Consider the following 19,087-nt stretch of genomic DNA (forward strand, 5'->3'; position numbering starts at 1 on the left):
CCAACTCGGCTTTGGTCTCGGTGAGTTCATCAGGATTCACGCCTGAAAATTAACAGATTCCAGCGACGATTAACAGCCGACACGCCCAACCTAACTAAGAACTACTAGGGGGTGGGGGCGTCCACGGCGCCACCGTACCGGCGGTTTCGGGACGCGTAGAGTTCCACCGCCCGCCACAGGTCGACGCGGCTGAAGTCCGGCCAGAGCGTGTCCAGGAAGACCATCTCCGCGTAGGCGCTCTGCCAGAGCATGAAGTTGCTGGTGCGCTGCTCCCCCGAGCTGCGCACGAACAGGTCGACGTCGGGCAGGTCGGCGGTGTACAGGTGCCTCTGAATGGCCTTCTCGGTGATGCCGGAGGGCTTCAGCCTGCCCGCGGCGACGTCCTCGGCCAGCGCGCGCACAGCATCCGCAATCTCGGTGCGCCCGCCGTAGTTCACGCACATGGTCAGGGTGAGCACGTCGTTGCCGGCGGTGAGACGCTCGGCGTACTGCAGTTCGGTGATGACGGATGCCCAGAGCCGGGGCTTGCGCCCGGCCCACCGCACCCGCACGCCCCACTCGTTGAGCTGGTCCCGCCGGCGGTGCAGAACGTCCCGGTTGAACCCCATCAGGAAGCGCACCTCATCGGGTGAACGTTTCCAGTTCTCGGTGGAGAAGGCGTAGACGCTCAGGTGCTTGACCCCGATCTGGATGGCGCCGGAGACGACGTCGAGCAGCGCTCCCTCCCCCGCCTTGTGTCCCTCCACTCGCGGGAGTCCGCGGGCGTTGGCCCACCGGCCGTTGCCGTCCATGACGACGGCCACATGCTCGGGCACGGCCTTCGCGGGCAGCGCCGGCGGATACAGGCCGGTCCAGTCGAGGGGCTTGTAAGCCACCGCGTCCTTGTGGGTGAACGGCTTCTGGCCGAAGGGGTTGGGGATCATCGACTGACGTGCTCCAAGGATCGGAGGCCGCGCCCGAGATGCCACTGCGTATACGCGGCGACGATTCCGGTGGCCTGGGCTCTGGTCTGGTCCGGGGTTGATTGTGCGTGCTCCCAGTCGCCCGTGAGAAGGGAGGCGAGCAGTGCGATCGTGGCCGGGTCGAGCCTCGGCGAGCCGGGGGCGGCGCAGTCGTCGCAGACGATCCCGCCGACCTGCACGACCACGGCAGAGTGGCTGCCCTTGGCGCCGCACCGGGAGCAGTCCTCGAAGCTGGGCGCCCAGCCGGCCATCGACAGGGCGCGCAGCAGGTAGGAGTCGAGGGTGAGGCCGGCCCCGTGCTCCCGGCGGGAGAGGGATCGGAGAGCGCCGACGAGCAGCAGGTACTGCTGCAGGGACCCCTCCGCCTCGGTCAGTTTGTCGGCCGTCTCGACCATGGCGCTGGCGGCGGTGTAGCTCGGGTAGTCGTCGGCGATCAGGGCGCCGTAGGAACCCAGCGATTCGGCCTGGGTGATGATGTCGAGGGTTCGACCCTCGTAAAGCTGCACGTCGGCGACCATGAACGGTTCGAGCCTGGCCCCGAATTTGGAGGCGGTGCGACGCACGCCCTTGGCGACCGCGCGCACCTTGCCGTGCTGCCTCGTGAGCATGGTGACGATCCGGTCGGCTTCACCCAGCTTCTGGGTGCGCAGCACGACGGCTTCATCACGATATACAGGCACCCGTCGATTCTCCCACCTGGAAGCCACGCGCGCGGCCGAGCGGCCGGCCGCCGCGCCGGGCGGGGGCTTTCAGTGGTTTCATTAGGGGTGCCCTCCACGTCTTTCTTCATCCCGCTCTGGCTCGACCTCGCCGCCGTCGCCATCGGCGCCATTCAGGGCGCCATGTTCGCGGGGCGTTTCACGGATCGGCGTTTCGACCTGCTCGGGATCGCCCTGATCGGAGTCACCGTGGGCCTGGGCGGCGGGCTGCTCCGCGACATCCTCCTCGACGGGGTGCCGGCGGCGCTGCAGAGCAACTGGTACCTGCCCGTGGCCGCCGGAGCCGCCCTGCTCGGAATGCTGCTGCAGAGTCTGTTCAACCGCCTCGGCCCGTTCATCATCGCCCTGGACGCCGTCACCATCGGCCTGTTCGGTGCCCTGGGCACCAGCAAGGCGCTCGCCGCCGGCTTGCCGGAGGTGCCCGCCCTGTTCGTGGGGGTCGTCACGGCCGTGGGCGGGTCGGCCCTGCGCGACATGATGCTGAACGTTCCCATCGCAGTCATGCACGTCGGCTCGTTCTACGCGGTGGCCGCCGGGGCGGGCAGCGGACTCCTGGTGGTGCTGTTCCTGTTGCAGGTTCCGATCACCATCGCCGGGATCAGCTGCGTCATCGTGACCACGGTCATCCGGGTACTCGCCGCCCGCTACGGCTGGAGCCTGCCGCAGCAGCGGGCGATCGGCAGTTGGCCCCGGTGGAGACGACGCGAGAACGTGGTCGCCTTCCGCCGGGGCCGCAATCGCGGCATCTGACAATCCCCCCTCACGACGAATTCCGCTCTCGCCTTTCACCCGATCCGGGGTGAGACTAATGAGAAGAACTCACATTGTTTGGAGGATCCTCATGAACAAGTTCAAGGGCAACCCGCCCGAATCGATGCCGGACCTGATGCCGGTGCTGTCCCGAGGCAAACACCGGAACCCGCGCTCGGGCGCCTGTTTCATGGAGTTCGCGTCCTATCTCGCGGGCGAATCGTGGACGGACCATCCGGCCTGCACCCATCCTCTGCTCGCCTCCCTGGCGAGAATGGTGAACGACTGCACCTCGGACACCGCCCGGGCACGCCTGGTTCCCCTGATCCCGTCGGTGATCGGGCTGAACGGCGACAATCCGCAGGTTCGCCTGCTGATCGCCCTCCGCGCTGCCGCCTCCGCCCTGCCGGTCACGAGCGCCGACCACCAGCGCGCGCTGGCGGTGGGGATCCTCAACTGCGAGCGACACCTGACCCACACCGACGGCGAACTCAGCGACGACATCGCCGGCCGGATCCGGACGGCGTTCGACTCCGCACCGGAAACCGAACGCTGGGCGCGGGAGTTCATCTCCTCCATGGGCTCCTGGACGCGAAGCAAGTTCACGGACCGCACCGCGGAGACCATCATCCGGGTCTCGGTGCAGGGCATCGCGGAGGCCTGCACGCCCGATCCGGACGGCCAGCTCTACGCGCTTCTGTCCGGGGCGATCGAGGATTGCACGGCCGCGCTGGCCCCGACCCGGTCGGCGGAGAAGATGCTCCACGGGGAGCCGGTGGCTCAGGCGAACCCGGTGCGCACAGAGCCGGTGCGTACGCACACCGCGCACGTCTAGCAGCCGCCGCACCGCGCAACCGCGGACGAAGAACGCCGTTCCGCCCGAGGGCCGCCGACTGGCGGCGATTCTCGGACGGAACGGCGTTTTCGGTGTGCCCGGGCCTCGGGCCTACCCGGGTGGACGGGGTCGGACCGGGTCGGACTAGACGCTGACCTCGGCCAGGGCGCGGTTGGCGGCTTCGGAGCGGATGCCGCGGTTCACTGCGGACACGACGGACTTGAGCGACGCGGTCGAGATGTCCGCGTCGATGCCGACGCCCCAGAACCGTTTGCCGTTGACGTCCAGTTCGACGTACGCGGCGGCGAGGGCGTCGCCGCCGGCCGACATGGCGTGCTCCACGTAGTCGTAGAGGGTGATCGCGATGCCGCGCTCGGCCATCACGCCGAGGAACGCGGCGATCGGGCCGTTGCCCGAGCCGACGGCGCTGGACACTGTGTCGTCGTCCCGCAGGTCCACCGACAGGTCGACCGTGCCGGAGAGATCGCTCGACGTGCGCGTGGAGTGCAGCTCGAAGCGGCCCCATTTGGCGTCGGGGGTGGTGTGGCTGGCCGGCAGGTACTCGTCGTTGAAGATCTCCCAGATCTGTTCGCTGGTGACCTCGCCGCCTTCCTGGTCGGTCTTGGACTGCACGACGCCCGAGAATTCGATCTGCAGCTTGCGTGGCAGGTCGAGGGCGTGGTCGGTCTTCAGCAGGTACGCGACCCCGCCCTTGCCGGACTGGGAGTTGACCCGGATGACGGCCTCGTAGCTGCGGCCGAGGTCCTTCGGGTCGATCGGCAGGTACGGCACGGCCCAGACCAGGTCGTCGACGGAGCGGCCGGTAGCTGCGGCATCCGCGGCCATCGCCTCGAAGCCCTTCTTGATGGCGTCCTGGTGCGACCCGCTGAACGCCGTGAAGACGAGGTCGCCGGCCCAGGGGCTGCGCTCGGGCACCGGCAGCTGGTTGCAGTACTCGGCGGTGCGCTTGACTTCGTCGATGTTGCTGAAGTCGATCTGCGGGTCGATTCCCTGCGTGAACAGGTTCACGCCGAGGGCGACCAGGTCGACGTTGCCGGTGCGCTCCCCGTTGCCGAACAGGCAGCCTTCGATGCGGTCGGCGCCGGCCAGGTAGCCCAGCTCGGCGGCGGCGATCGCGGTGCCGCGGTCGTTGTGCGGGTGCAGGCTGATCAGCACGTTCTCGCGGTGGGCGAGGTGCCGGCCCATCCACTCGATCGAGTCGGCGTAGACGTTGGGCGTGGCCATCTCCACCGTGGCCGGCAGGTTGATGATGACCTTGCGCTCCGGCGTCGGCTCGAGGATTTCGAGTACCTGGTTGCAGACGTCGACGGCGAACTCGAGCTCGGTGCCGGTGTAGCTCTCCGGGGAGTATTCGTAGTAGACGGTGGTGCCCGGGATCGTGGCTTCCATCGCGCGGCAGGTGCGGGCACCGAACAGGGCGATGTCGATGATGCCCTGCTTGTCTTCACGGAACACCACCTCGCGCTGCAGGATGCTGGTGGAGTTGTACAGGTGCACGATGGCCTGCTTCGCGCCCGCGATCGACTCGTAGGTGCGACGGATCAGGTGTTCACGCGCCTGGGTGAGCACTTGGATGGTGACGTCGTCCGGGATGGCGTCCTCGTCGATCAGGCTGCGCACGAAATCGAAGTCGGTCTGGCTCGCCGAGGGGAACCCGACCTCGATTTCCTTGTAGCCCATGCGCACGAGCATGTCGAACATGATGCGCTTGCGCTCGGGGCTCATCGGGTCGATCAGGGCCTGGTTGCCGTCGCGCAGGTCGACGGCGCACCAGCGCGGCGCCTGCTCGATGTGCCCGGACGGCCAGGTGCGGTCGGGCAGGTTGACCCGGAACTGCTCGTGGTACGGGCGGTATTTGTGGATCGGCATCGCCGATGCGGTTTGATTGTTCTTCATGATCCTTCATCTCCTCGCGAATGGTGGTCAGCCAACGACAAACTCCGCGACGAGGGAGGCCTCAGATTAGGACTCGTCGCGGCAGCTAAGGAGGAGCACACCGGCATGCATTCTGTTAATTTAGCACCGATTCCCGGCTCGCGTGATTGCATTCTCGGCAGCGAGGGTTTCAGCCGAGGCTGCGGGCGAAGGCAACGGCCTCCCGCATGGACAGCGACGGCAGGTAGGCGCGGGCGAGAGCCAGCCCGATGGTCGGCAGCGCGACCGGATCCGGGTAGGCCATGAACAGGGGGTGGAACTCGGGCTGGAACTTGCGTTTGAACGCCAGCAGGGACTGGAAGCCGTAGACCGGCTCCAGCGCTCGGCCGAGGAAGTTCACCACCCGTGCCGCCAGGCTGCCGTCCCGCTCGTCGCCCGCTCCTCCCCCGGTGCGGGCCAACGGGGCCGCGGACAGGCTGAGGAACTCGATCTCGGGTCGTTCGCTCATCGTCTGTGCCGTCTGCGCGATCAGGAATTCCATCACCCCGTTCATGCTGTCCGGTCGGCGGCGCATGAAGTCCAGCGTCCAGCCGATGACGACCCCGTCGCGGTAGCTCGGCAGCCAGCTGGTCACGGCGTGCACGTGGTCATCGGCGTCGATCGCCAGCATCAGTCGCACCGCCGGGTCACGGAGCTCATCGAGTCCGCCGAGGGTGAAATCGAGTTCCGGCAGCTCCTTCTCCTGCACCCACTGTTCCGAGATCTCGGAGATCTGCACGGCCTGCAGCAGGGTCAGGCTGCGATAGTCCGTCCATTCCGCCCGCACCCCGGCGCGGTCGGCCCGGTTGATTGACGAGCGGATGTCTTGCCACTTCTTGCCCCTCGTGTCCCAGGTGCGCGGCCGCAGGATGGTCTCCTCCCCGATGCCCATGGACCGCCAGCCCATTCCGGCGAAGGTGGGCTGCCAGTGGTCGTGGAGGCTGTAGAAGACGGGCACCCAGCCGTTGTCGTCGCACATCGTGGCGAAGTCCGCGATCGCCTGGGCGCCGTCTTCGATGGGGCCGACCGGTTCCGTCGTGGTGATCACAACGCCGTTGAACACCCGGTAGGCGATGGCCGTCGTTCCGGACGGGCTGAACCAGATCGAGTTGCCGTCCCAGGTGGTCATGAAGGCCAGGGACCCGCCTCCGCCGCCGCGGATGAGTAACTTCCGCAGCCTGGCCTGGTCGTTCCCGCCCCCGGACCCGCTGCTGCGGATGCCCTGGATGGCGCCGACGATCACGATGATCCAGAACGCGGGGCCCACCCACTGGTAGAGCGCGGTCGTTACCCAGTCCGTCGGGAGGAAGGAGAGCCGCTCCAGGCGGAGGAAGCCGACCGGAATGAACCGCTCCGGGACATCCGTCACGAGATCCAGCAGGGTCACCGTGGGGCGGAAACGGTCGCGCAACAGCCAGCCGCCGGTGACGTAAAGCGAGGCCAGTGCGAGGAAACCCGCCACGATCGAGAGCGCGAAGCGCCGACGCACGCCCGGACGGCTGCGCACGGGGAATCGCCGGAGGTTCGCGGCGATCAGGATCGCCGTCGCGACCGGCACGAGCACGGAAACCACGAGCACGAGTGCGACTTCCCAGTAGCGCAGGGGGTGCCACCGCCACACGTACGGCTGGCCGGAGATCGGCAGGAGCCCGTAGTACCAGGCGCCGAGCACAGCCATTGCGGCGTTGACGACGATCGCGAGCCAGGCGCCGAAGCGCCGTCCCCTGGCGAGGCCGTAGGCGGCGACGAGCAGGGTGACCAAAGGGAGCAGGCTGACCAGGACGGGCCCGACGCCGCCGACCCGTTCCAGGGTGAGCTCGTGCACGCACTGCCGGGTGATGTCGCCCAGCAGGCACCGGTCGACGACGTCGCCGGCCGCCGGCACGTCCTGAGTGAGCAGGAGGCCGAGCGGCGCCAGCACCCCGAACCGGGCGCCGGAGAAGATGGTGATGAGCGGTCCGACCGCGAGCACTCCCACGACCGCGGCGAGGAGCGTGCGGGTCTCATGGTGTGAGCTGCGCCGCCAGGTGAGGTCGATCGGCCGCGGGCGGAAGGCCGCCCCGAGGCCGAGACCGACGAGGGCAGCGATCAGACGGTAGACATCCGAGGGCTGGCCGGAGTACAGCAGGAGGACCAGCGCGCCCGAGATTGTGAACACGCGGATGCGGCGGCGCCACAGCGGTCCGGCGTAGAAGCTGGCGGCCATGATGGTTCCCACGATCGGAGTGAAGGGGTCGAGCGACCAGAGTTCGCTCACCCGTCGGGACCAGAACTCGCCGCCGGCGACGCCGAGACTCTGCCCGAGGATGCCGAGGCCGGCACCAAGGACGGCCGTGACGACGAACGCGATCGCGGTGCGGACGCCGCCCATCAGCCGTTCGGCCTGGCCGAGCACGACGACCGCGGCGAAGAGCGCCAGGACGACTTCTGCGGCGTTGTCGACGAAGAAGACGGAGGTGAGGGGGCTCCACCAGTGGCCGTTTTCGACCACCGATTCGTACCCGGTGCCGAGGATCCCCCTCAGGGCGGGCGACGGTCCGGTGAGCGGCCCCGTGACGAGGGCCGCCAGCAGCAGCAGCGCGTACCCCATGGCCAGGGGCTGCCCGGCCACCAGGCGCCGCAGGCCTGTCACGGTGAGGCCGGTAATCCGGTGGTTGTCGCGATGACCGGGAGCGCGCGTGTCCAGGCGTAGATGACCGTGTGCCAATCGTGTGCCGTGCCCGGTGACACGATGAGTTCCGTGGTCGCGCCCGCCCGGCGCGCTGCGGTCTCGAGGGTGTGCGCCCAGGCCAGGTAGCGGGCGTCGTCGGCGCCGACGGCGAAGATGATGTGGAGCGCCGCGTAGGGGGCGTGCGCGGCCAGGATGGCGGTCGGCGCCGCGGCGGCGTAGGCCGCCGCGCTGCCGTCGAACCCGATCTGGATGGTGTGGTCCGGGCTGCCGGACTTCGGCGCTATTTCGCCCGATATGTCGAAGATCGTGCCGTACAGCTCCGGGTGCGCGGCTCCGAGCTGGATCGAGCAGGTGCCGCCCTGGGAGAAACCGGCGATGGCCCAGCCGGTCGGCGCGGCCGCCACCGCCAGGTGCGACCGGATCCAGGCCGGCACGTCGACCGTCAAATAGGTGGCGGCGTTGCCGAGCGGGGAGTCGACACACATCGGGTTCCTGTCCGGGGCGCCCAGTTGGTCGGGCACGACGATGATCGGCGTGAGGCCGTGGTGCGCGGCCGCGTAGGCGTCGAGGATTTCGGCGAGCCGGTCGGAGGTGAAAACGTCCGACGGGCTCCCCGGCTGCCCGGAGAGCATCTCCACGACGGGCAGGATCGGCGGCCGGTCGACCAGGGCCGCGGCGGGCAGGTACACGAATGCGGGCCGCGCTGCGAAGCCGGAGGTGGATGCCGGGATGGTGACCTTTCCGATCGCGCCGCCGGTGGACCCGACCGGCGCCCGCTGCATCAGGTCGAGCGAGCCGTAGAGCGGGAGCCCCAGGGCAATCCGGAGGGTGGGGTACTCGCCGAATTCGGCGTTGATTCCCGCGGCCGTGCACAGCAGGATCAGGGGAATGGCGGCGACGGCGACCGTGCGACGCCATCGGGTGCTGCCGATGAGGTTGGTGACGGCGAGCACGAGCGCGGCGAAGAGGGCGGTCACCCACACGCGGGTCGGCAGGGACATGGACACTCCGAAGACATCCCAGACGTCGCTGAGCAGCCAGACCAGCACCCAACCGGACACGGCGGCGGCGGCAACGCCCGCGAGGAAGACGAGCGCACGACGGATGCTCAGGCGGCGCAGTGCCAGCACCACGACGACGACACCGGTCAGCGCGTACAGCCCGAGGAGGAACGGGCCGGCCAGGAGACTGGTGTCGAGCAGATCGGTCATGATGCGAATCCTCCGCCACCCACTCTCACACCGACCACGGCGAAGTGGCACGCGGGAGACCGGTTCTGAAGGACACTTCAGGAACCGCCGCCGTCGTTACAGAGAATTTACGGCTGGCATTCAGACTCGCCAGCCCGGGCGACGCCGAGGACGATGAGGCACTGGGCCGCGATGTAGCTGAGCATGACTAGGAAGCCGCTCTCCCAGATTCCCGCGTCCGGTACGAATTTGTTCAACGCCAGCAGGGAATCGGAGACCAGGACAGGGCGGCACCGACCGCGACCGGGGCGGAGCACGGGGTCACGGTGATCGCCATGGCCGTGGTCATGGAGGCGTAGATGGTGACCGGCACCAGCATCCCGCCGCGGTGCGGGCGCGAGCACGAGCATCAGCCCGCGGCGGACGGGCCGGCTAGAAGCCGAGGCGGCCCAGCTGTTTCGGGTCGCGCTGCCATTCCTTAGCGACCTTGACCCGCAGCGACAGGAAGACCCGTTTGCCGACGAGGGGCTCGATCTGCTTGCGGGCGCGCATGCCGACATCCTTCAACCGGCTGCCCGACTTGCCGATGATGATGCCCTTCTGGCTGTCCCGTTCGACAAACAGGTTCGCGTAGACCTCGACCAGTTCCTGGTCGTCGCGCTCGATGATGTCGTCGATGGTCACGGCGATCGAGTGCGGCAGCTCGTCGGTGACGCCCTCGAGCGCCGCCTCGCGGATGTACTCGGAGATGCGCGACTCGAGGCTCTCGTCGGTGACCGCGTCGGCCGGGTAGAGCGGCGCATCCGAAAGCGGAAGCAGCCGCAGCAGCTCGGCGCTGAGGATGTCGAGCTGGATGCGGCTGGTGGCCGAGATCGGCACGATCGCTTCCCAGTCGCGCAGCTCGGAGACGGCGAGGAGCTGGTTGGCGACACTCGTCTTGGAGGACGTGTCGATCTTGGTCACGATGGCCACCTTGCGGGCCCGGGGGAAGTTGTCGAGCTGCTCGTTGATGAAACGGTCGCCCGGGCCGATCGGCTCGTTCGCCGGGATGCACAGGCCCACCACGTCCACGCCGGCGAGGGTGGACTGCACCAGGCTGTTCAGACGCTCCCCGAGCAGGGTGCGCGGCTTGTGGATGCCGGGGGTGTCGACCAGGATCAGCTGACCGTTCTTCTGGTGCACGATCCCGCGGATTGCTCGCCTGGTGGTCTGCGGCTTCGAGGACGTGATGGCGACCTTCTCCCCCACCAGCGCATTCGTCAGGGTGGACTTTCCCACGTTGGGGCGTCCCACAAACGACACGAAGCCCGCGCGGAATCCATCTTCTTTAGTCATGACCATTCACTCTCTCATCGTCCGACACCCCGAGGAATGCGGTCTGTGCATCAATCAACGCTTGGTCTCGTTCCACCAGCACGGTGCTGATGCGCTTGCGGCGGCCCTCTGTGCGTTCCGCGGTGAGGACCAGCCCGCTGGTGGAGGCGACCGACCCGGCCACCGGCAACCGTCCGAGCGCCTTGGCCAGAAGTCCGCCCACCGAGTCGACCTCGTCGTCGTCGAGCTCCAGGTCGAACAGCTCGCCGAGCTCATCGACCGGCAGCCGGGCGCTCACCCGGAACCGGCCGTGGCCGAGGTCTTCGACCTCGACGACGTCACGGTCGTATTCGTCGGAGATGTCCCCGACGAGTTCCTCGATCAGGTCTTCGAGGGTGACCAGTCCGGCGATCCCACCATACTCGTCGACGACCATCGCGAGGTGGTTCGACTCCAACTGCATCTGCCGCAGCAGGGCGTCGGCCTTTTTCGATTCCGGTACGAACACCGCGGGCCGTTCCAGTTCACGGACGGTCAGGCTCTCCACGTTCGGGGGGCGTTCGTAGACGAGCCGGGCCACATCGCGAAGATAGAGGATGCCCGTGACGTCGTCGACCTCACCGTCGATGACGGGCACGCGCGAGAACCCCTTGCTCAGGAACAGGCCCATGGCCGCGCCGAGCGAGGAATCCGCCTCGATGGTGACCATGTCGGTGCGCGGAATCATCACCTCACGCACCACGGTCTCGTTGAACTCGAAGATTGAGTGGATCAGCTCGCGGTCTTCCTCCTCGAGCACGTCGAGCTCGGTGGCCTCGTCGACCATGCTCAGCAGCTGGTCCTCCGAGGTGAACGTGGCGAGCCGGGTGCGGCCGGGGGTGACCCGGTTGCCGAGCGCCACGAGCGCGTTCGCGATCGGCCCGAGCAGCACGCGGAGGAAGTGCACCAGCGGCGCCGTCGCCCGGAGCAGCCCGGTGGGGTGCGCCCGCCCGACGCTGCGCGGGCTCGCCCCGACCAGCACGAAGGACACCGCGGTCATCAGCAGGGACGAGAGGAGCAGGGCGAGCCACAGCTGCTCGATGGTGGTCGCGAACACGAGGGTCACGAGCACGGCCGCCGTGGTCTCGGCGATGATCCGCACGAAGCTGATCGTGTTCAGGTGCGCCCCGGTGTCGGCGGCGATCGCCGTCAGGGACCTCTTCGCCCGTGATTTCTCGGCCAGCTCGGCGATGTCGGCCCTGGACTGCACCGTGACGGCGGCGTCCACGGCGGCCATCAGGCCGCCGAAGGCGACCAGCACGATGGCTGCCGCGAGAAACCACCCGACGATCATCGGTTGCGGAGGCGTTCCTGCAGGGCGAAGCCGATCAGGATGTCCCGCTGGATGCCGAACATCTCCTTCTCTTCGGCCGGCTCGGCGTGGTCGAACCCGAGGAGGTGCAGGGTGCCGTGGGTGGTCAGCAGGAACAGTTCTTCGAGGGTGCTGTGGCCGGCGGTCTCGGCCTGGGCCTGCGCGACCTGCGGGCAGAGCACGATGTCGCCGAGCAGTCCAGGCGGCGTTTCGGCGTCTTCGGTGCCCGGGCGCAGTTCGTCCATCGGGAAGCTGAGCACGTCGGTCGGCCCCGGCTCGTCCATCCACTGCACGTGCAGCTGTTCCATGGCGCCCTCGTCGACGAGCACGATCGCCAGCTCGGCATCCGGGTGCACGTGCATGGAGTCCAGCGCGTACGCCGCCAGGCGGAGGATGGCGGCCTCATCGACCGGGATGGCCGATTCGTTGTTGATTTCGATGCTCAAGAAGGTCTCCGTTTCGGAAGGCGGTCACGGGGGGTGTTGGGGCGGCCCGGCCCGCGGTTGGCGAATTCGTGCGCCTGCTCGGTCTCGTAGCGCAGGGCCTGCTTCTGGGCGTCGTATTCGGTCCACGCGTCGACGATGCGGCCGACCAGAGAGTGGCGCACCACGTCGTCGCTGGTCAGGCGCACGAAGGCGATCTCGTCGACGCCTTCGAGCACGCGGCTGACGAGCCGGAGCCCGCTCGATCCGGCCGGCAGGTCGATCTGGGTGATGTCGCCGGTGACGACCATCTTGGAACCGAAGCCCAGCCGGGTCAGGAACATCTTCATCTGCTCCGGCGTGGTGTTCTGCGCCTCGTCGAGGACGACGAAGGAGGAGTTGAGCGTGCGCCCGCGCATGTACGCCAGCGGGGCCACCTCGATGGTTCCGGCGGCCAGCAGTTTGGGGACGAGCTCCGGGTCCATCATCTCGTTGAGGGCGTCGTAGAGGGGCCGCAGGTACGGGTCGATCTTCTCGGTCAGGCTGCCGGGCAGGAAGCCGAGGCGTTCCCCGGCCTCGACGGCGGGGCGGGTGAGGATGATCCGGTCGACCTCCTTGCGCTGCAGCGCCTGCACGGCCTTGGCCATCGCGAGGTAGGTCTTGCCGGTCCCGGCCGGCCCGATGCCGAACACGATCGTGTCGGTGTCGATGGCGTCGACGTAGCGTTTCTGCCCGATCGTCTTGGCACGGATGCTGCGGCCCCGGGAGGTCAGGAGTGCCGGGCCGAGGCGCTCGGACGGACTCGTGCTGCTGTCTTCTCCGAGCATCCGTGCCGACGTGCTCACCTCGGACTCGGCCAGGTCCCGGCCCGAGCGGATCATGACCAGGAGTTCCTCGATCAGCAAGCGCGCCGCCTCGACCGGGCCCGCCTCACCGGAGAGGGTGATCTCGTTGCCGCGCACGTGCACGGTGACGCCCGGGTGCTCCTTCTCGATGGTGGCGAGAAGGCGATCCTGCGCACCCAGCAAACGCACCATAGCGATGCCGTCGACCTGGACGCGGACCTCGGCCCGGCCGGGCTCGTGGGAGTCAGCGGAACCCAAGCGATCCCTCCCCGAGTGCTGGATCCCCGGGCTGCTGGGCCAGGAGATGGGCGTGGACGTGGAAGACGGTCTGACCGGCCGCCGCCCCGGTGTTGAAGACGAGACGGAACTGCCCGTCGGCGAGGTCGGCCGCGAGTGCGTCGGCCACGGCCACGAGTTCGGCCAGCAGTCCGGGGTCGCCGGCCGCCAGTTCGACCACGTTGCGGTATTCGCCGGTCTTGGGCGTGATGACGATGTGCACCGGGGCCTGGGGCGCGATGTCGTTGAAGGCGATGATCCGGTCGGTTTCCGCGACGATCGTCGCCGGGATCTCGCGCGCGGCGATGCGGCTGAAAATGGACGGTTCTGCACCGGTGGAAGACATGTCTCTATCTTAAGCTTCCCGGCTACCAGCGGCCGAGCGTCGCGTTCAGGATCGCCAGGGCGGCCGGCCCGGCGGTGGATGTGCGCAGCACGTTGTCGCCGAGTCGCACCCGGGTGGCCCCGGCCTGCTCGAGCAGGGTGAGTTCCGCGGGCGAGATGCCGCCTTCGGGGCCGACCACGAGCAGGATGTCGCGGTCGTCGGTCGGTGCGGCCTGCGAGGTGAGGCGTTCGGTCGCGGTGGGCTCCAGCAGCAGCATGCGGGTGGAGCCGGCCAGGGTCGCCAGCGTCTTCGTGCTCGCCAGGTCACCGACCGCGGGCAGCCAGGCCCGGATCGACTGCTTGGACGCCTCACGCACGATGCTCGACCAGCGGTCCCGGCCCTTGGCGATCTTGGCGCCCTCCCAGCGGGTCACCGAGCGCGAGGCGGCCCACGGGATCACCCCGTCGATGCCGAGTTCCGTGGCCGCTTGCACGGCCAACTCGTCCCGGTCACCCTTGGCGAGAGCCTGGACCAGGCGGATGCGCGGGGTCGGCGGCGCGCTGACGGTCACCGTGTCCACCCGCAGGGTGAGCAGGGACGCCTCAGCGCCGACCACGGTGGCGCCGAGCATCAGCCCCGCGCCGTTTCCGATCTGCAGGTGCTCTCCCGGGCGAACCCGGCTGACGGTGACCGCGTGCCGCGCCTCGGCGCCGCCGATGCCGACGACGCCCCCGACCGTGCAGTCCGAGGCCCGGAGGGCCTCATCGATGAAGAAGTGTGCCATGGACGCCTAGCCGCGGAACCGATCGCGGAGCTTGGCGAACAAGCCCTGCTGGAAGGCGCTGAGCGCCGGCGCGGGGGCCTTGTGCCGGGCCGCGAACGCTTCGATCAGTTCGCGTTCCTTGTGGTCCAGGCGCGTCGGGGTGGTCACGTGCACGCCGATCTTCAGGTCGCCGCGCCCGTTCCCGCGCAGGCGAGTCACCCCGCGCTCCTTGATCGTGATGACCTCCGCGCTCTGCATACCGGGCTTGATCTCGACCTCGATGTCCCCGTCGAGGGCCTTCACCGTGGCGGTGGTGCCCAGGATCGCATCCGTCATCGGCACCTCGAGGGTGGCGAGCAGGTCGTCGCCGTCGCGGCTGAAGACGTCGTGGTGGCGCACCTTCATCTCGAGGTACAGGTCGCCGTTGGGGCCGCCGGCCGGGCCGGCCTCGCCGCTGCCGGGCATCTGCAGGCGCAGCCCGGTGTCGACGCCGGCCGGGATGTCGACGGGCACCGTGCGGCGCGCGCGCACGCGGCCCTGGCCCTGGCAGGTGACGCAGGGGGTCGCGATGATCGTGCCGTAGCCGCGGCAGGAACCGCAGGGGCTGTTGGTCATGACGTTGCCCAGCAGCGACCGGACGGCACGCTGGATGTTGCCGGTGCCGTGGCAGATGTCGCAGGTGACGGGCGACGTGCCCGGCTGGCAGCAGGTGCCGCTGCAGCTGGTGCAGACGATGGCGGTGTCCACCTCGAGCTCACGGTGGGTGCCGAAGATGACCTCGTCGAGGTCGAGTTCGACCCGGACCAGTGCATCCTGGCCGCGCTCCCGGCGGGACCTCGGGCCGCGGGTGCCGCCGCCTCCGCCTCCGCCGAAGAAGGTCTCGAAGATGTCCCCGAAGTTGCCGAAGTTGGCGTCGGCGTACCCGTTGCCGCCGCCGGAGCGGCCGTTCCCGCCGCGGTCGTAGTTGTCGCGCTGCTTCGCGTCGCTCAGCACGTCGTAGGCGTGCGTCACGGATTTGAACCGCTCCGACGCGTCCGCGCCCGGGTTCACGTCGGGGTGCAGCTGCCGGGCGAGCTTGCGGTACGCCTTCTTGATCTCGTCGGTGGTGGCGTCGCGTGCAACGCCGAGTACTTCGTAATGGTCAGCCAAAGCTGGCTCTCCTCGATATGTTCTGATACGTGGTGCTCCCCCGGCTTCTCGGCCCGGGGAACTGGTCAATTCTCGCCGAGTAGGCGTGAAAGGTAGCGGGCGACCGCGCGCACGGCCGCCATGTTGTTGGAGTAGTCCATCCGGGTCGGGCCGAGCACGCCGAGGCGGGCCAGGTTGCCACCCTGCGACGAGTAGCCGCTGGTGAGAACGGATGTCTCGGCCAGCCCGAACGGCGCGTTCTCCCGGCCGATGCTGACGGACACACCGTGCTGGTCGGTGGCCATCTCACCGAACAGGCGCAGCAGCACGACCTGCTCCTCGATGGCCTCGAGCACCGGGTAGATGCTGCCGGTGAAGTCTTCCTCGGTGCGGACGAGGTTGGCCGCCCCGGCCATCACCAGCCGGTCCTGCCGGTTGGCCCCGACCTGGTCGTGCAGGGTTCCGGTGATCAGGTCGACGGCTTCCTGCTGCTCGAACGGTCCGAGCACGCCGGCTCCGGTCAGGGCGGCGGCGGCCTCGCTCATGCTGAGTCCGACCAGGGCGTGGTTCAGGCGGGTGCGGAGTTCGGCCAGAACGGGCTCGTCGAGCTGCCGGGGCAGGTCCACGATGCGTTGCTCGACCCGGCCGGCATCCGTGATCAGCACCGAGAGCAGGCGCGTCTCGGACAGGGGCACCAATTCGACGTGGCGCACCTTCGCGCGGGACAGCGAGGGATACTGCACCAGGGCCACCTGGTGGGTCAGGTGGGAGAGCAGGCGCACGCTTCGCGCCAGAACCTCGTCGAGGTCAGCGGACTGGCCGAGGAAGGTCTCGATCGCCTGGCGCTGCGCCGCGGACAGCGGACGCAGGTCGGCCAGGTGGTCGACGAAGAGGCGGTAGCCCTTGTCGGTCGGGATGCGGCCGGACGAGGTGTGCGGGGCCGCGATCAACTCTTCCTCTTCGAGGAGGGCCATGTCGTTGCGGATCGTGGCCGCCGAAACTCCGAAAGAGTGCCGGTCGACGATCGATTTGGAGCCGACCGGCTCGCGGGAGGCGACGTAGTCTTGAACGATCACGCGCAGAACTTCGAGGCCGCGGTCAGACACCATGTTGTCGCCTCCTCCCGTTCATCCTGAGCGCAGTGCACTGGCACTCTTCGTATGAGACTGCCAATCATACCGCGACCGGCTGTGGTTCCCCATTGCTCCCGCATGATTGACGGCAGTACCTTAGGCATGTAACAAGCGTCCCCCCTGTGCATCGAAAGGCACGATCATGAGCAATTCCACTGAGCCAACACCCGACGATTCGAACTGGGGACAGCGGCCGCCGCAGCCTCCGTACCAGCCCGCTGCTCCGACCGCTGCGGCACCCCTGACGGAGGCGGAAGACCGGCAGTGGGCGTCCCTCGCGCACCTCGGCGGCATCCTGAGCTTTGCGCCGTCACTCATTATCTGGCTGGTCTTCAAGGACCGCGGCCGCTTCACCAACGTCGAGGCGAAGGAAGCGCTCAACTTTCAGATCACGCTCCTGATCGGTTATTTCGCCATCAACTTGGTCGCCAACGTGATCGGCTTCCTCACCTTCGGCCTCGGGGGCGTCATCGGCATCCTCGCCTGGGCGCTCTACATCGTCGGGGTCGTCCTCTCCGTCCTCGGATTCCAGAAGGCCAGGGAGGGAACGCACTACCAGTACCCCTACGCCCTTCACTTGATCAAGTAGCCGCTTGATCGGTAACCGCTTGATCGGTAGCCGCTTGATCGGTAGCCGCTTGATCCCGTAGCCCGGCACCAGCCAGAACAGTCAGAAGGAGCACGAATGTCCGAGTCCACCCCACCGCAACCGCCCGCCGGCCAGTACCAGGCCGCGAGCCAGATGAACCCCGCCGACGAGAAACTGTGGGCCACCCTGATCCACATCGGCGGGATCCTGTTCAATTTCCTGCCCGCCCTGATCGGCTACATCGTGCTCAAGGATCGCGGCCCGTTCATCCGGGCGCACACGGCCACGGCGCTGAACTTCCAGATCACGTTGTTGATCGCGTACACCGTCGGGGGGCTCCTGACCATCATCCTGGTCGGGTTCCTCATTCTCGCCGCAGCGGGCATCCTGAACATCGTGTTCGGCATCATGGCCGCCCTCGCCGCCAACAAGGGCGAGTACTACACCTACCCGTTGACGATCAAGTTCGTCAACTAGGGCCAGTCACTAGCGGCAGACACTGGTCGCCCCGAGCCAATTCGACGGAGATTTTGATTTAAAAACACGGATGCGGGCTGTTCGGCCCCGATTCCGGCAAAATCTCCGTCGAATTGGTTCCAGGACGGGCTGAGGGCAGTGGGTGCGCCCGTCAGCGCGGCAGTGGGTGCGCCCGTCAGTCGGCGAGGAGGCGGCGCACGACCGCATCCGCCAGCAGGCGTCCCCGCAGGGTCAACTCGACCGTTCCGCCGAGGGCGGCCCGGGCGTCGATCAGTTCGTCGGCGATCAGTCCGGCAACCTCCCGGCGCCCGAGCGGGGTGAGCGTGTCGATCCGGATGCCCTCACGGATGCGGGTGCGCAGCAGCACCCGTTCCACTTCGCGGGTCGCCGCGTCCAGGGTTTCGCGCCCGGCCGCCGGTGAATCCCCGGCCCGGATGCGGTCGGCGTACGCCGACGGATGCTTGACGTTCCACCAGCGCACCCCGCCGATGTGGCTGTGGGCGCCCGGCCCGACGCCCCACCAGTCCTGGCTGCGCCAGTAGGCGAGGTTGTGCCGGGAGCGGTCCGCGTCATCCGTGGCCCAGTTGCTGACCTCGTACCAGCCGTACCCGGCGGCGGCGAGTAGTTCGTCGGCCAGTTCGTAGAACTCGGCCTGCATGTCCTCGTCGACCGGCACCAGCTCGCCGCGTTTGATCTGGCGGGCCAGTTTGGTGCCTTCCTCGACGATCAGGGAGTAGGCGCTGATGTGGGTGGGGGCCAGCGCGATGGCGTGTTCGAGGCTGGTGCGCCAGTCGAGCAGGGTCTCCCCCGGTGTGCCGTAGATCAGGTCCAGGGACACGTCGAGGTCGGCGTCGCGGGCCCACTGCACGACGAGCGGCACCCGCTCGGGATCATGGGTGCGTTCCAGGGTGGCGAGCACGCTCGGCACGGCGGACTGCATGCCGAAGGACACCCGGGTGAAGCCGGCGTCGGCGAGGGTGGCGAGGTAGGCGGCATCAACGGAGTCGGGGTTCGCCTCCGTGGTCACCTCGGCCCCCGGGGCCAGGCCCCAGGTGGAACGCACGGCCTGCAGCATCCGGATCAGGTCGGCGGCCGGGAGCAGGGTCGGGGTGCCTCCGCCGAAGAAGACGGTCGCCGCCGGGCGCGCGGGCACGCCGGATGCCTCGAGGATGCCGCCGGCCGCCTCGACCTCGCTGATCGCCTGGCCGGCGTAGTCATTTTGGGACGCGCCCCTCAGCTCAGTGGCGGTGTAGGTGTTGAAGTCGCAGTAGCCGCAGCGCACCCGGCAGAAGGGCACGTGCAGGTAGACGCCGAAGTCGCGGTCCGCGGCCCGGTGCGCGGCAGTGGCCGGCAGCAGGCCGTCGCGGGGTGCGGGGTCGCCGAGGGGAAGGGCACTGCCCAC

At 68.4% G+C, this 19,087-nt stretch carries 20 protein-coding genes; 4 read left to right on the top strand and 16 right to left on the bottom strand.

The features are described 5' to 3' along the window. Positions 1 to 104: 104 nt before the first annotated feature. Positions 105 to 923 carry an isoprenyl transferase gene (locus E3T42_RS05660; RefSeq protein ID WP_134402632.1) on the bottom strand — a complete coding sequence of 273 codons (819 nt, stop codon included), beginning with the start codon at positions 921 to 923 and terminating at the stop codon, positions 105 to 107. Further along, positions 920 to 1,642, bottom strand: coding sequence for a DNA repair protein RecO (recO, locus tag E3T42_RS05665; RefSeq protein ID WP_134365823.1), 723 nt, complete (start codon positions 1,640 to 1,642; stop codon positions 920 to 922). Before recO ends, E3T42_RS05660 begins: the two co-directional genes overlap by 4 nt. Positions 1,643 to 1,729: 87 nt before the next feature. Between recO and E3T42_RS05670 the strand changes: the two genes are divergently transcribed. Both E3T42_RS05670 and E3T42_RS05675 read left to right on the top strand, forming a co-directional pair. After that, the gene (locus E3T42_RS05670; protein WP_241975862.1) at positions 1,730 to 2,431 is read left to right on the top strand and encodes a trimeric intracellular cation channel family protein; all 702 of its coding nucleotides are present in this window, start codon (positions 1,730 to 1,732) and stop codon (positions 2,429 to 2,431) included. A 91-nt stretch (positions 2,432 to 2,522) separates the two neighbouring features. Beyond that, entirely contained in the window at positions 2,523 to 3,266 is a 744-nt protein-coding gene (locus tag E3T42_RS05675) for a hypothetical protein (RefSeq protein ID WP_174776680.1), read from the top strand. Positions 3,267 to 3,410: 144 nt separating this feature from the next. Here the strand turns inward: E3T42_RS05675 and leuA are convergent, their stop codons facing one another. The 13 genes from leuA to hrcA form a co-directional block, all read right to left on the bottom strand. Further along, positions 3,411 to 5,183 carry a 2-isopropylmalate synthase gene (leuA, locus tag E3T42_RS05680; protein ID WP_134402633.1) on the bottom strand — a complete coding sequence of 591 codons (1,773 nt, stop codon included), beginning with the start codon at positions 5,181 to 5,183 and terminating at the stop codon, positions 3,411 to 3,413. Between the two features lie 169 nt (positions 5,184 to 5,352). After that, complete coding sequence (locus tag E3T42_RS05685) at positions 5,353 to 7,833, bottom strand: bifunctional lysylphosphatidylglycerol flippase/synthetase MprF (RefSeq protein ID WP_241975863.1); 2,481 nt, start codon at positions 7,831 to 7,833, stop codon at positions 5,353 to 5,355. Next, on the bottom strand, positions 7,830 to 9,083 hold the full coding sequence (locus tag E3T42_RS05690) for an esterase family protein (RefSeq protein ID WP_134365825.1): 1,254 nt from the start codon (positions 9,081 to 9,083) through the stop codon (positions 7,830 to 7,832). The genes E3T42_RS05685 and E3T42_RS05690 overlap by 4 nt, the downstream gene beginning before the upstream one ends. 107 nt (positions 9,084 to 9,190) lie before the next feature. Further along, positions 9,191 to 9,319 (bottom strand): hypothetical protein, encoded by a 129-nt coding sequence (locus E3T42_RS17585; RefSeq protein ID WP_160140980.1) that lies wholly within the window; start codon positions 9,317 to 9,319, stop codon positions 9,191 to 9,193. Continuing rightward, positions 9,316 to 9,441 (bottom strand): hypothetical protein, encoded by a 126-nt coding sequence (locus E3T42_RS17425; protein ID WP_255572673.1) that lies wholly within the window; start codon positions 9,439 to 9,441, stop codon positions 9,316 to 9,318. Before E3T42_RS17425 ends, E3T42_RS17585 begins: the two co-directional genes overlap by 4 nt. A gap of 53 nt (positions 9,442 to 9,494) precedes the next feature. Further along, positions 9,495 to 10,397, bottom strand: coding sequence for a GTPase Era (era, locus tag E3T42_RS05700; protein ID WP_134365827.1), 903 nt, complete (start codon positions 10,395 to 10,397; stop codon positions 9,495 to 9,497). Next, on the bottom strand, positions 10,390 to 11,709 hold the full coding sequence (locus tag E3T42_RS05705) for a hemolysin family protein (protein ID WP_134365828.1): 1,320 nt from the start codon (positions 11,707 to 11,709) through the stop codon (positions 10,390 to 10,392). Before E3T42_RS05705 ends, era begins: the two co-directional genes overlap by 8 nt. Next, positions 11,706 to 12,173, bottom strand: a complete 468-nt coding sequence (gene ybeY / locus E3T42_RS05710; RefSeq protein ID WP_134365829.1) for an rRNA maturation RNase YbeY — start codon at positions 12,171 to 12,173, stop codon at positions 11,706 to 11,708. The genes E3T42_RS05705 and ybeY overlap by 4 nt, the downstream gene beginning before the upstream one ends. Next, on the bottom strand, positions 12,170 to 13,186 hold the full coding sequence (locus tag E3T42_RS05715) for a PhoH family protein (protein WP_134365870.1): 1,017 nt from the start codon (positions 13,184 to 13,186) through the stop codon (positions 12,170 to 12,172). The genes ybeY and E3T42_RS05715 overlap by 4 nt, the downstream gene beginning before the upstream one ends. A gap of 52 nt (positions 13,187 to 13,238) precedes the next feature. Next, complete coding sequence (locus E3T42_RS05720; RefSeq protein WP_134365830.1) at positions 13,239 to 13,616, bottom strand: HIT domain-containing protein; 378 nt, start codon at positions 13,614 to 13,616, stop codon at positions 13,239 to 13,241. A 22-nt stretch (positions 13,617 to 13,638) separates the two neighbouring features. Continuing rightward, positions 13,639 to 14,379 (bottom strand): 16S rRNA (uracil(1498)-N(3))-methyltransferase, encoded by a 741-nt coding sequence (locus E3T42_RS05725; protein WP_134365831.1) that lies wholly within the window; start codon positions 14,377 to 14,379, stop codon positions 13,639 to 13,641. A 6-nt stretch (positions 14,380 to 14,385) separates the two neighbouring features. Then, entirely contained in the window at positions 14,386 to 15,507 is a 1,122-nt protein-coding gene (gene dnaJ / locus E3T42_RS05730; protein WP_134365832.1) for a molecular chaperone DnaJ, read from the bottom strand. Between the two features lie 65 nt (positions 15,508 to 15,572). Then, positions 15,573 to 16,595, bottom strand: a complete 1,023-nt coding sequence (gene hrcA, locus E3T42_RS05735) for a heat-inducible transcriptional repressor HrcA (RefSeq protein WP_134365833.1) — start codon at positions 16,593 to 16,595, stop codon at positions 15,573 to 15,575. A gap of 166 nt (positions 16,596 to 16,761) precedes the next feature. Between hrcA and E3T42_RS05740 the strand changes: the two genes are divergently transcribed. Together E3T42_RS05740 and E3T42_RS05745 are read left to right on the top strand one after the other, a co-directional pair. Beyond that, complete coding sequence (locus E3T42_RS05740) at positions 16,762 to 17,208, top strand: DUF4870 domain-containing protein (protein ID WP_134402634.1); 447 nt, start codon at positions 16,762 to 16,764, stop codon at positions 17,206 to 17,208. 96 nt (positions 17,209 to 17,304) lie between these two features. Next, on the top strand, positions 17,305 to 17,685 hold the full coding sequence (locus E3T42_RS05745; protein WP_241975864.1) for a DUF4870 domain-containing protein: 381 nt from the start codon (positions 17,305 to 17,307) through the stop codon (positions 17,683 to 17,685). A gap of 175 nt (positions 17,686 to 17,860) precedes the next feature. Here E3T42_RS05745 and hemW read toward each other — a convergent pair whose 3' ends face one another. Beyond that, entirely contained in the window at positions 17,861 to 19,087 is a 1,227-nt protein-coding gene (gene hemW, locus E3T42_RS05750; protein WP_134365836.1) for a radical SAM family heme chaperone HemW, read from the bottom strand.

The sequence above is a fragment of the Cryobacterium sp. TMT4-10 genome, from assembly GCF_004403275.1.
In the GTDB taxonomy this organism is placed as follows: domain Bacteria; phylum Actinomycetota; class Actinomycetes; order Actinomycetales; family Microbacteriaceae; genus Cryobacterium; species Cryobacterium shii.